This is a genomic window from Acinetobacter sp. LF10 (assembly GCF_048585715.1).
GTDB lineage: Bacteria > Pseudomonadota > Gammaproteobacteria > Pseudomonadales > Moraxellaceae > Acinetobacter.
Window position 1 is genome coordinate 1,558,139 of record NZ_CP184160.1, and the last position, 12,271, is coordinate 1,570,409.

10 protein-coding genes and 1 pseudogene are annotated in these 12,271 nt (G+C 37.1%); 8 read left to right on the plus strand and 3 right to left on the minus strand.

Annotated elements, in window-relative coordinates; translation table 11 throughout:
* Positions 1-67: 67 nt before the first annotated feature.
* The 3 genes from rpsA (at position 68) to ACN19N_RS07530 (ending at position 2,581) form a co-directional block, all read left to right on the plus strand.
* Entirely contained in the window at positions 68-1,750 is a 1,683-nt protein-coding gene (gene rpsA, locus ACN19N_RS07520) for a 30S ribosomal protein S1 (protein ID WP_005159935.1), read from the plus strand.
* 156 nt (positions 1,751-1,906) lie between these two features.
* Positions 1,907-2,209: an integration host factor subunit beta gene (locus ACN19N_RS07525; RefSeq protein WP_269228095.1), complete on the plus strand. Its 303-nt coding sequence runs from the start codon at positions 1,907-1,909 to the stop codon at positions 2,207-2,209.
* An 18-nt stretch (positions 2,210-2,227) separates the two neighbouring features.
* A complete protein-coding gene (locus ACN19N_RS07530; protein ID WP_420002312.1) occupies positions 2,228-2,581 on the plus strand; it encodes a lipopolysaccharide assembly protein LapA domain-containing protein in 354 nt (117 codons plus the stop codon).
* Positions 2,582-2,832: 251 nt separating this feature from the next.
* On the opposite strand, the gene ACN19N_RS07535 is transcribed toward ACN19N_RS07530, so the two are convergent.
* Positions 2,833-3,249 (minus strand): hypothetical protein, encoded by a 417-nt coding sequence (locus ACN19N_RS07535; RefSeq protein WP_420002313.1) that lies wholly within the window; start codon positions 3,247-3,249, stop codon positions 2,833-2,835.
* Positions 3,250-3,434: 185 nt separating this feature from the next.
* On the opposite strand from ACN19N_RS07535, the gene pyrF reads away from it, so the two are divergent.
* On the plus strand, positions 3,435-4,115 hold the full coding sequence (pyrF, locus tag ACN19N_RS07540; RefSeq protein ID WP_005159948.1) for an orotidine-5'-phosphate decarboxylase: 681 nt from the start codon (positions 3,435-3,437) through the stop codon (positions 4,113-4,115).
* A gap of 22 nt (positions 4,116-4,137) precedes the next feature.
* Here pyrF and ACN19N_RS07545 read toward each other — a convergent pair whose 3' ends face one another.
* Together ACN19N_RS07545 and ACN19N_RS07550 are read right to left on the minus strand one after the other, a co-directional pair.
* Positions 4,138-5,055, minus strand: a complete 918-nt coding sequence (locus ACN19N_RS07545) for a lysine exporter LysO family protein (protein WP_420002314.1) — start codon at positions 5,053-5,055, stop codon at positions 4,138-4,140.
* A gap of 47 nt (positions 5,056-5,102) precedes the next feature.
* The gene (locus ACN19N_RS07550) at positions 5,103-6,617 is read right to left on the minus strand and encodes a flavin-containing monooxygenase (RefSeq protein WP_269239554.1); all 1,515 of its coding nucleotides are present in this window, start codon (positions 6,615-6,617) and stop codon (positions 5,103-5,105) included.
* Between the two features lie 155 nt (positions 6,618-6,772).
* Here ACN19N_RS07550 and ACN19N_RS07555 point away from each other — a divergent pair, with 155 nt between their 5' ends.
* The 4 genes and pseudogenes from ACN19N_RS07555 to ACN19N_RS07570 all read left to right on the plus strand — a co-directional run bounded on the left by ACN19N_RS07555 (position 6,773) and on the right by ACN19N_RS07570 (position 12,237).
* The gene (locus ACN19N_RS07555) at positions 6,773-7,792 is read left to right on the plus strand and encodes a helix-turn-helix domain-containing protein (RefSeq protein WP_420002315.1); all 1,020 of its coding nucleotides are present in this window, start codon (positions 6,773-6,775) and stop codon (positions 7,790-7,792) included.
* Between the two features lie 119 nt (positions 7,793-7,911).
* A complete protein-coding gene (gene zapE, locus ACN19N_RS07560) occupies positions 7,912-9,057 on the plus strand; it encodes a cell division protein ZapE (RefSeq protein ID WP_420002316.1) in 1,146 nt (381 codons plus the stop codon).
* A 285-nt stretch (positions 9,058-9,342) separates the two neighbouring features.
* The gene (locus ACN19N_RS07565) at positions 9,343-11,505 is read left to right on the plus strand and encodes a malate synthase G (RefSeq protein ID WP_269228089.1); all 2,163 of its coding nucleotides are present in this window, start codon (positions 9,343-9,345) and stop codon (positions 11,503-11,505) included.
* A 63-nt stretch (positions 11,506-11,568) separates the two neighbouring features.
* A pseudogene (locus ACN19N_RS07570) lies at positions 11,569-12,237 on the plus strand (SOS response-associated peptidase).
* Positions 12,238-12,271: the final 34 nt, after the last annotated feature.

The following is a 12,271-nucleotide window of genomic DNA, read 5'->3' on the forward strand; positions in this document are numbered from 1 at the left end:
GACAATGTAACAACTTAACTAAACCGGCCTTGTCTGATCCAAGACCGCGGACTTTATCAGGTATATCATGACCGAATCTTTTGCAGCCCTCTTTGAAGAAAGTGAATTAAACCTCAACGTTGAAAAGGGTGCAGTCATCCAAGGTACTGTTGTTAGTATCGATTCTGACTGGGTTACTGTTGACACTGGCCTTAAATCTGAAGGTGTTGTTGACCGTGCTGAATTTTTAAATGAACAACGTGAACTTGAAGTTCAAGTTGGCGATACTGTTGACGTAGTTGTTGAAGCGCTTGACAACGGTATGGGTCAAACAGTTTTATCACGTGAAAAAGCAAAACGTGCTGAAACTTGGACTAAACTTGAGAAAATCTTTGAAGACGGCGAAATCGTTACTGGTGTTATCTCTGGTAAGGTTAAAGGCGGTTTCACTGTTGACATCGGTCCTGTACGTGCATTCTTACCAGGTTCTTTAGTTGATACTCGTCCTATTCGTGACACAACTCACCTTGAAGGTAAAGAGTTAGAGTTCAAAGTAATCAAACTTGATGCTAAACGTAACAACGTTGTTGTATCTCGTCGTGCAGTTATGGAAGCTGAATCTTCAGCTGACCGTGAAGCATTACTTGCTCAACTTGAAGAAGGTCAAACAGTTACAGGTACTATCAAGAACCTTACTGATTACGGCGCGTTCGTTGATCTTGGCGGTATTGATGGTCTTCTACATATCACAGATATGGCTTGGAAGCGTATCAAGCACCCTTCAGAAGTTGTTGAAGTTGGTCAAGAAGTTACAGTTAAAGTACTTAAATTTGACCGCGAGCGTAACCGCGTATCTTTAGGTCTTAAGCAATTAGGCGAAGATCCATGGTTAGCGATCATGAGCCGTTACCCTAAAGGTTCTATCGTTAAAGCACGTGTAACTAACTTAACTGACTACGGTTGCTTCGCTGAAATCGCTGAAGGCGTTGAAGGCTTAGTACACGTTTCAGAAATGGATCACACAAACAAAAACATCCACCCATCTAAAGTTGTTCAGATCGGTGACGAAGTTGATGTTATGGTTCTTGAAGTTGACGAAGAACGTCGTCGTATTTCATTGGGTATCAAACAAACTCGTGCTAACCCATGGGAAGAGTTTGCTAAAGCAAATGAAAAAGGCGAAAAAGTTTCTGGTACGATCAAGTCAATCACTGACTTCGGTATCTTCATCGGTTTATCTGGTGGTATCGACGGTTTAGTACATTTATCTGACATTTCTTGGAACGAACAAGGCGAAGAAGCTATCCGTCGTTACAAGAAAGGTGACACAGTTGAAGCAGTTATCTTATCTGTAGACGCTGAAGGTAACCGTATCAGCCTTGGTATCAAGCAATTAAACAGCGATCCATTCAATGATTTCTTAGCTGCGAACGAACGCGGTGCTTTAGTTAAAGGTACTGTGACTGCTGTTGATGCTAAAGGTGCTACAGTTAAATTAGCTGATGACATCGAAGCAACGCTTAAAGCTTCTGAAATCAATCGTGACCGCGTTGAAGATGCGACTAAATTCTTAGAAGTTGGTCAAGAAGTTGAAGCGAAGATCATCAACGTTGATCGTAAATCTCGCTCTATCAACTTGTCTATCAAAGCGAAAGACGAAGCTGAAGAGAAAGAAGCTGTGAACAATGCTCGTCAAGCAGCAGCAGCTCAAGTTTCAGAAGCTAATGGTCCTAAGACTATTGGTGATTTGATTAAAGCTCAAATGAAGTAATTTGTTAAAAGGTACATTTCTTGTAACAGAGATGTACCTTTTTATACAAAAATACTGCAAACGGTAGCGTAGTATCGATGTACTGCGCTACCGTTTTGTATTTAAACAGGTTATTATTAAAATATTGAAGAGTAGCAATAATTAAAGAGGTCATCGATGACTACTGAAGCACTTAACAAATCTGATTTGATTGAACGGATTGCCCTTAAAAACCCTCATTTGGCAGAACCGTTGGTTGAAGATGCTGTTAAAATTATGATTGATCAAATGATTGAAGCACTTTCGAGTGGCGATCGTATTGAGATTCGTGGTTTTGGCAGTTTTGCATTACATCATCGTGAGCCACGTTTAGGGCGTAATCCTAAAACTGGTAAATCAGTTGATGTTGCAGCAAAAGCTGTCCCGCATTTCAAACCGGGTAAAGCACTTCGTGATGCAGTAAACGACACTGTTGATTAATAAAAAATTGAGGTGTTTATGCGTTATATCTTAATTGCATTACTTTTTGCTCTATTTGGTTATTCGCTTGCCCTAGTTTTACAGAATCCAGCAGAATTAGAAGTGAACCTATTGTTTACTCAAGTTCCTGCTATGCGTTTAGGTTTATTGCTTTTATTGACATTGGCATTAGGTGTCGTTGTCGGTTTGCTTCTAGGTGTTCAAGTATTTCGAGTTTTCCAAACGAATTGGGAAATTAAACGATTACGTAAAGATATTGATCACCTTAGAAAAGAGCAGATCCAACTTGCTCAGCAAGCAGCCGCAGAAGCTGCTGCAAGCGTAAGGCATGAAAAAACTGTTTTAGATGTTTATCCGAATGATAATATCTAATAGTTGAATTGCTATTTAGTATTGAAAAGGGCTATTTCACAATTGAAGTAGCCCTTTTAGTTTGTGATTAAAAAATACTTCATTAATTTTAATTTCATTTTTCAAGTTCAATTCAAACTGATCCATAAATTGAGTAAAAGCATTAAAACTTTTTTCTACTACGATCAATGCTGTTTCATTCATTTCTCGCGTTATAGGCATATTTTCAAAAACGTTTTCTTCATCGCCTATAGAATGTCCAGTTTCTTGCCTTAAATGTGTTTCATTACATATCTTATAAGTGCCGTCTGATTCGAGACCAAGCCTATTAATTCGTAAGATAGTTTACGGCTAGGTGACATGTCATCACACCAAATAAATCTAAGGGTGTTGGTAAGTTCTTGTTTATTGTTTAAATCGAGCGTTTCTAGGTCATGCAAATACCAAGGCCAATGATTAGCATCTTCTTTACAGTGAACATTGATTGCTTCTTCATATTCATTCTGTGGAAAATTAAAGGGTAGTACATATTTATTTAAATCCGCAAAGCTCATTATAAAGTGAGCAAGATTGGGCAAGAATTTTAAGCGTCGTTGTATGGGTATTTCTTGATTTTTCAGAATCTTAAAAAAATGATGGTGACTAAATTGATGCCTTTTTATGCCTATTGCAGTTTTAATCGTTTTCATTTTTAACCTTATTCGTTTTTAATTTATTTTAAGATTAAAATTTAATCAAATTTTACTATTTGGTATGTTTTAGTTTTGTTGTTGCAACTTAAATGTAAGAAGTAAAAATGTGTTGAATGAAATTTTACACTTAAATTAAAACCTATTTATAATAGCGACTTTGAATCAACTGGGAAGAAACGCTCTTGAGTATCATTGTTGCACTAGATGCAAAAAGCGAATATGACGCTTTAACGATTGTGGATCAGCTTGATCCTGCTTTATGTCGTGTCAAAGTGGGCAAGGAACTTTTTACTCATGAAGGTCCAAGTGTTGTTAAAACTTTACAAGATAAAGGCTTTGAAGTTTTCCTTGATTTAAAATTTCATGATATTCCGAATACAACAGCGCAAGCTGTTTGTGCTGCGGCAGATCTAGGTGTGTGGATGGTCAATGTTCATGCTTCTGGCGGTCGAAAAATGATGGAAACTTGTGTTGAAAGACTCAAAGCAGGCAATTATCAAACACAACTTATTGCAGTTACTGTGTTAACTTCTATGGGGCGTGAAGATCTACGTGATATTGGTTTAGATATCGAGCCAGTAGAGCATGTCAAACGTTTAGCTAAATTGACTCAAGAAAGTGGTTTGGATGGCGTAGTTTGCTCAGCACAAGAAGCTAAGATTCTTCGTGAAATGTTGAATGCTGATTTTGCATTAGTTACCCCAGGCATTCGTCCAGAAGGTTCAAATGCAGATGACCAAAAACGTATCGTTACACCTAAACAAGCTATGCTTGATGGTTCGACGCATTTAGTGATTGGTCGTCCTATTACAAAGGCTGAACGTCCAACAGAAATGTTGAAGTCAATTTTGGCGTCTATCTAAGTTTATTTAGTTTATAAATACCTTAGAACTTGAGATTTAAGAATAGGCTTATTAATAAAGGCGCTAGAAGCGATAAAATTAATCCGCTCATCATTGCATGTGGTACGTAATGCGTGCCACATGACTGTTTAACCATCGCAAGGGTGACATCCATTGAGGTTGCTCCAGCACTCGAAATCGCTGAACGTGGAAAACGCCAACCGAGGCAGTACATAAGAAGAATGGCGAAAATTTCTCTGAAGAGGTCGGTTAATAAGGCAATGCCACCAAGTCGTGCTGAATGTAATTCTGTGAATAGAATTCCAGACATTGAGTACCAACCATATCCCTGAGCTAAAGCCATCATTTCATTCAGGGTATAATCATGAGATAGAATGAGATAATTGATGATTGCAGCCAGACAAGAACCGACAAAGGCTGCGGCAGGAACAAGTAGTACTCTCCAACTTAACCAACTGCGATCAAATTGCGTAAAAGCAAGCTCAACGCCAATCAAAAAGATAAATATGAGTAATAAATACCAACTATTAAATGCAATTTGTAGGTTAGATTGAGTCACTACTATTCCAAGTAAAATCCCTAATCCTAATGCTAGAAATGCTTTAGCGATATTCTTGAGTGCATTGATAAAGAGGTGTAATGAAATTTTTCCTTGTACACTTTGACGATCAATCAGTTTATAAGTAATTAGACAGATAAAGAAAGAACCAACTGATGTAGTAAATGCAATCAATAATGCAGGTGGTAATATTGCTGCTGGATCTGAGATATGATTCAAAGCTTGAGTCAGTTCAAATGCAACACTCATTAATAATAAATAAGAAAAATAGGGTAAGATTTTAAATATAAATTGTTTAATTCGCTGTGATAGTTTTGGGGCGAGAAAATAGCCTAAGCTTATTGCGATAAAAATTTGGAAGATAAGAACAAAAGATTGCATAAAAAAAGCAGGTTACGAATAACCTGCTTATTATGAAGAATTATTGATTAAGCTGCATTGTTTTTTGCATTTGTTGCTGTATGAATAAAATTATAGTCAGCGACATTTACTTTACGTGTTTCTAACCAATATTTCCAAGTATATGTTGGCCATAATGAGAAGTTTTTACCATCAGCTGCTTGATACCAACTGCTACATCCGCCTGCTTGCCAAACTGTTCCTTTGAGTTGTTCCTGCACACGATCATTAAATTGATCTTGTACCTGTTGTTTAATCTCAACAGCTTGAGATCCTGTTTTGTCCACAGTTTGAATCAATTGCAAGATATAGTTTACTTGAGATTCAATCATGAAAATAACAGAGTTATGACCTAAAATCGTATTTGGACCTAAGAGTTGGAATAGGTTAGGGAAGTTTTTCGTACTAATACCATAGTAGCTTTCCGCACCATCTTTCCAAGCTTGCTTAAGTTCGATTCCATTACGACCAACGCAATCGAAATGCTTTAAGTAAATGCGTGGATCGGTAATAAAGCCTGTACCATAAATCAAACAGTCAATCTGACGCTCTTTACCATCTTTGGTGATAATGCCGTTTGCTGTGATTTCTTGAACACCATCGGTAATTAATTCAACATTTTTACGATTGAATGTAGGGAAGTACTTATTTGAAATCAAAATACGCTTACAACCCATGACAAAATCAGGAGTCAGCTTTTTAGCTAATGCTTTGTCTTTCACTTGGAAGCGAATGAACGCTTCAGCAAGTTTTTGACCATATTTCATGATCTGTGGTTGTACGATAGGTACTACACGTGATTCGTTGGTCCAATACAAGCGAGTACGATGAATTTGACGATAAATATTAGATGCTTTAAACAAAGACTTGCTTAATTGTGAATATTTACGTTCATCACGTGGAATGACCCATGCTGCGGTACGTTGGAATACATAAAGCTGTTTCACTTCTTGTGCAATCTCGGGGATATATTGAATTGCGCTACCACCCGTACCAATAGAAGCAACGGCTTTGCCTTCTAAGCTGTATTTGTGATCCCATTGTGAAGAATGGAAAACTTTGCCTTTAAATTTTTCAATGCCTTTTAAGTGAGGAATTTGTGGAACGTGTAGGGGACCAGAAGCAAAAATAACAAACTGAGCTTCAATGGATGGTTGATCTTTAAAATCTAATAACCAAACATTACGATTTTCGTCAAACTCAGCATGAGTAACTTCATGATTGAATTTGCAATAATCTTTTAATTTATATTGCTGAGTAATATCTTGAATATATTCAAAAATTTCATCAGCTTCAGCGTAACGTTTTGACCAATCTGTTTTGGGAGCAAACGAAAGTGAATACATGTGTGATTGAACATCGCACGCTGCGCCTGGGTATTGGTTTTCACGCCATGTGCCACCAACGTCATTGGTTTTTTCTAAAATTACAAAATCTTTGATTTGACTTTGTAATAGTCGAATAGACATTGCTAAACCACCAAAACCTGCACCGATAATTGCAACTTTGGTTTTTTGAATAGCATTTTGGGTTACATCACGCATAGTCCATGCCCTATACATCTAAATTTCGTGCAAGTTTAAAGGTTTTATGGAGATTAAATATGATTATATAGACGCAGAACTTGATCATTTCGGCAATTCATTTCTGTGTTTTTTTATAGTACAACATTAAGGTTTTGGGAACTGCATTCAGAATTATGAAGAGATCTATCCTCGGATTGATGTATTTAATTCAGGGCATGCGTCATGTCGGCATAGATGTAGATGCTCGTTTAGCAGATATGGGAATTCTCGCCGATGCTTTAGATCCGAATTCGATCATTGCTGATGAAATTGAATCGGACATCTTACAATATATTAGTCAGGATATTTCCCCAGAACAAGGTTTAGTGATTGGACAGCATTATGCACTTGCAGGGTATGGTCCATTCCTGATGCTACTTGTCACAAGTGATACTTTACATAACGCGCTATTAAATGGTGTACGTTTTCAACAATTGACACATCTATTTGGTTCATTACAGCTAAATATTAAAAAAGATTACATCCATTTGCATTATCAACCAATTGATTTAAATACGCATTTAGGATTATTTCGTGCTCAATGTGAAATATCTGGTACATATAAATTTCTACAAGATATTTTTAAGATGATGGGGCTTGAAATCCCTAGTATTCGTATTGAATTACCTTTTAAAACACCTAAAGAATTAGAGTTAATAGGGGCTTATCAAGATTATTATGGTCTAGATGTAAAATTTGAATGTCAGCATGCCTCTTTTATTCTAGAAAATACTGATATTTTAAATATAAAAATTCCATCTGCTGATGCTCTTACTTATCGTGTTTATGAAGAAAAATGCCTACAAGATCTGAATAAATTAGAACGAAGTACCCGTGCAAAGTTGACCATTTTAGAATATGTCGAGGAGTATCTTGAAATGCAAAATGGTGTAATACCCACGATGTCCGAAACAGCATGTGCATTAAAGATTCCTGAGAGGACTCTAAGACATAAATTGCAGCAACTACAAACGAGTTATAAAGAAATTCGCGAAAGATTAATTAAGCAGAAGGCATTAAAATTTATTGAAGATAGTGCATATTCGATAGAACAAGTTGCAGAAATGCTCGGTTATTCTGAGCCTGCGGCGTTTAATCATGCTTTTAAACGCTGGTTTGGTCAAAGCCCACGCCAATATAATCGAAATCATTAAATGGTAAAAGAATGGTACATTATGATGTTTAAACTGCATGATAATTAAGCCTAAAATCTAATGTCTTTGGACTCAATGTTCGATATAATTTTCACCAATTAAAATTGTAATAACACCTTATGTCAAATTCTAAACCAGACTCACATAACACTTCATTTATGCCGATCTCACCTGTAGAGCGTTATGCTCAAGCAATTGAATCAGGTCAATTCATGCCAGATGAAGCTCAAGCTCAGGCAGTGCAAGAGTTAGATCGAGTATGGAAAGAGTTACTCACACGTTATAAAGCCTCAAAGAAAGCATTTAGACGTTTCCGTCGTCAAACCTACCCAAAAGGTGTTTATATGTGGGGTGGTGTAGGACGTGGGAAAACATGGTTGATGGATCAATTTTATGACTCAGTTCCATTTCGCCGTAAAACCCGCATGCATTTCCATCATTTTATGCAAAATGTGCATAAAGAATTGAATAAGCTTTCAGGTCAACGTAATCCATTAGATTCTGTTGCTGATCAGATTTATAAAAATGCGGTTGTCATTTGTTTTGATGAATTCTTTGTATCAAATGTCACTGATGCAATGATTATTAGCGATTTATTTCAAAAGTTATTTGAACGTGGTATCACGCTGATTGCGACTTCTAATATTGCACCAGAAGGTTTATATAAAAATGGTATCCATCGTGACCGTTTTATGCCAACAATTGAATTAGTCCAGAAAAACTGTACGGTTCTGAATGTAGATGCTGGTGTTGATTATCGTTTACGTGTTTTGAAGCAGGCTCAATTGTTTAAGCATCCTTTGAGTCATGATGCGCAATCATGGATGTATGAGCGTTTTCAAGCGCTGACACACACACAAACGCTTTCTAATACCCCAATTATGATTAATAACCGAATTGTAGAAACCTTGGGTCATACTGAAGATGTATTGTGGTGTGAATTTTCTGAGTTATGTTTTAAGCCACGTAGCCCTGCCGACTTTATTGAAATTGCTAATATTTATAATACGGTACTGGTGAGTAACGTACCACATTTAACGGATTTCCTTTCTGAAGGAACACGTCGTTTTATCTATTTAGTCGATGAGTTTTATGATCGTGGTGTGAAGCTGCTTTTAACCTCAGAAGATTCGATTATTGATCTCTATGAAGGTGAAAGATTAGCATTTGAAATTGAACGAACTCGTTCACGTTTATTGGAAATGCAATCGGATGATTATCTGCACTCAGAACATCGCCAAATTCAAGTTTCAAAAACCTCATAAATTTTAAGGGCATTCTAGGGAATGCCTTTTTTATAAATTCATATAGAGAAAGCTTTATTCTTAATTGAATTTTGTTATAACTAAATGAGTTTTAAAAAGTGAGTATGTCGCAGAATAGAAGTAGCTAGATCAAAACTTGGTTTTAGTGTTTATAAAAATTATATTTGTCAATACTTAAGCTAAGAAAATGCTTACTATTTAGCAATGTGATATTACTATTCAGGCTAGTATAAATCGGTATACTAGGTTTCTTGTTATAAAAAGTTAGCATCATCAGGAAAGACAATGACTGTACGTATTCAACAAGGCAAGCTAGCGATTGCTAAAGAACTTTACGATTTCATCGAAAATGAAGCTTTACCAGGCTCTGGTTTAGACAGTGAAACTTACTGGAAAAATTTCGAGCAAGTCGTTGTCGATCTTAGCCCAAAGAATAAGGCACTATTAGCGAAGCGTGATGAAATTCAAGCTAAGATTGATGAATGGCATCGTAATAATGAATTTGAGTTAAATGCGTATAAAGCATTTTTAACTGAGATTGGTTACTTAGTACCAGAAGTTGCTGATTTCCAAGTAACGACTGAAAATGTAGACGAAGAAATTGCATTATTAGCTGGTCCTCAGCTTGTTGTACCAGTACGTAACGCACGCTATTGCTTAAATGCTGCGAATGCACGTTGGGGGTCATTATACGATGCACTTTACGGTACAGATGTAATTTCTGAAGAAAATGGTGCAGAGAAAGGTAAAGGCTATAATCCAGTCCGTGGCGATAAGGTAATTGCTTTCGCTAAAGATTTCCTTAATCAAACATTCCCACTTGCTCAAGGCTCTCATGCCGATGCAACTAAGTATGCAGTTGATCACAATCGTTTAGTTGTGACTTTAAAGGATGGTTCAACAACCTCTTTGGCTCATGAAGCTCAATTTGTTGGCTTTAATGGCGATGCTGCAAATCCAACTGAAATCGTTTTATTAAATAATGGTTTGCACGTTATTATCGATATCGATGCAAATAGCCCAATCGGTAAAACTGATGCGGCTGGCGTTAAAGATTTAACTCTAGAAGCTGCTATTACAACGATCCAAGATTTAGAAGATTCTGTTGCAGCTGTTGATGCAGAAGAGAAAGTTGAAGGCTATCGTAACTGGTTAGGTTTAATGAAAGGTGACTTGCAAGAGTCAATCGAGAAAAATGGTAAAACTATTACTCGTGCATTAAACAAAGACCGTACAGTTCAGAACTTAATTGGCGGTACTACAACGCTACATGGTCGTTCATTAATGCTTCTTCGTAACGTTGGTCATCTAATGACTAACCCAGCGATCCTTGTAGAAGGTCAAGAAGTATTTGAAGGTATCATGGATGCATTAGTTACTCCATTACTTACAATTACAGATATTCGTGGTGAAAACGAAAATAAGAACTCTCGTAAAGGTTCTATGTATATCGTTAAACCAAAAATGCATGGTCCAGAAGAAGTTGCATTTGCAGTTGAATTATTTGAGCGTGCAGAACAAGCACTTGGTCTACCTGCGAAAACACTCAAAATTGGTATCATGGATGAAGAACGCCGTACTTCAGTTAATTTGAAAAATTGTATCGCTGCTGCAAAAGACCGTACAATTTTCATTAACACAGGCTTCATGGATCGTACGGGTGATGAAATCCATACGTCTATGGAAGCAGCGCCAATGGTACGTAAAGAAGCTGTTAAAGCGCAAAAATGGATTGCTGCTTACGAAAACCGTAACGTTGCAATTGGTTTAGCATGTGGTTTACAAGGTAAAGCGCAAATTGGTAAAGGCATGTGGCCAAAACCAGATAGCATGAAAGATATGTTGGCGACTAAGACAGCTCATCCAAATGCGGGTGCTTCTTGTGCATGGGTTCCATCACCTACAGGCGCTGCACTTCATGCCATGCATTACCACCAAATCAATGTAAAAGCACGTCAAGATGAATTGCTTGCTGAATCAATGTTGTCTTTAGATGACTTGCTAACTCCTCCTTTTGCACCAGAAACAAACTGGACGGCTGAAGAGTTAAACAATGAGCTTGAAAATAACTGTCAAGGTATCTTGGGTTATGTTGTACGTTGGGTTGATCTAGGTGTAGGTTGTTCTAAAGTTCCAGACATCAATAACGTTGGTTTAATGGAAGATCGTGCAACTTTACGTATTTCTTCTCAACACGTTGCAAACTGGTTGCGTCACGGTATCGTAACGAAAGAACAAGTTGAAGAAGTGCTTAAACGTATGGCTGTGATTGTTGATCAGCAAAATGCCAATGATCCACTTTACACGCCAATGGCACCAAATTTTGATGGTATCGCATTCCAAGCTGCTGCTGATTTGATCTTCAAAGGCGCTGAGCAACCATCTGGTTATACAGAGCCATTGTTACACGCTGCACGTTTAAAACTAAAAGGTTATACAGGTGATTAATTTCATCTAAAATAAAAAGCCTCTTCGGGGGCTTTTTTTATTAAATAAGGTGCTTGTGATTTTATGTGCGCTAACTACAAACCAGTAACACTTGAACAATTGCAACAGCTTGAACTACCGCTTATTCCTTTTGATTATACTGATTAGGTTTATCCAAGTTATAAAACACCATTATTATTTAAATCTGAACATGGATTGGAGTGGCGAGAAGTATTATTTGGTTTAGTGCCGAAATGGGCAGAGGATATTAACAGCTCTAAACGTGCTTATAATGCTAGACATGAGACCATTTTTGAGAAACCAAGCTTTCAGGAGGCAGCTTATAAATGCAAGTTCGCTATAATTCCAGTCACTGAGTTTTATGAAAGTAAATATATTGAAAATAAACCACAACGATGGGGCGTACGGCGTAAAGATGGCAAAGCATTTTATATTGCAGCACTTTATGAAATTTGCAAAATCGAGAATGAAATTATTCGTTCCGCAGCGATGCTTACGATGGATGCAATAGACCATCCGATGATGAAAGAGTTGCATGAACCTGGGGATATCAAACGATCAGTCGTCATTATTCCACATGACCACCTTGATGATTGGCTGAGTTTAAAACAACCACATCAAATGATTCAATTTATGCAGGGATTTCCAGTAGAAGAGTTTGAATGTTCACATGTACCTAAGGCAAAAATAGCAAAACAAACACCTCAGTTAAATATGTTTGATCTTTTCTAAATAAAAAAGGTTTCTAACAAGAAACCTTTTTATA

Bases quoted from the DNA above. Each gene is read 5' to 3' on its own strand.
- rpsA (WP_005159935.1), top strand. From the start codon at position 68: ATGACCGAATCTTTTGCAGCCCTCTTTGAAGAAAGTGAATTAAACCTC.
- ACN19N_RS07525 (WP_269228095.1), top strand. From the start codon at position 1,907: ATGACTACTGAAGCACTTAACAAATCTGATTTGATTGAACGGATTGCC.
- ACN19N_RS07530 (WP_420002312.1), top strand. From the start codon at position 2,228: ATGCGTTATATCTTAATTGCATTACTTTTTGCTCTATTTGGTTATTCG.
- ACN19N_RS07535 (WP_420002313.1), bottom strand. From the start codon at position 3,249: ATGAAAACGATTAAAACTGCAATAGGCATAAAAAGGCATCAATTTAGT.
- ACN19N_RS07545 (WP_420002314.1), bottom strand. From the start codon at position 5,055: ATGCAATCTTTTGTTCTTATCTTCCAAATTTTTATCGCAATAAGCTTA.
- ACN19N_RS07550 (WP_269239554.1), bottom strand. From the start codon at position 6,617: ATGCGTGATGTAACCCAAAATGCTATTCAAAAAACCAAAGTTGCAATT.
- ACN19N_RS07555 (WP_420002315.1), top strand. From the start codon at position 6,773: ATGAAGAGATCTATCCTCGGATTGATGTATTTAATTCAGGGCATGCGT.
- zapE (WP_420002316.1), top strand. From the start codon at position 7,912: ATGTCAAATTCTAAACCAGACTCACATAACACTTCATTTATGCCGATC.
- ACN19N_RS07565 (WP_269228089.1), top strand. From the start codon at position 9,343: ATGACTGTACGTATTCAACAAGGCAAGCTAGCGATTGCTAAAGAACTT.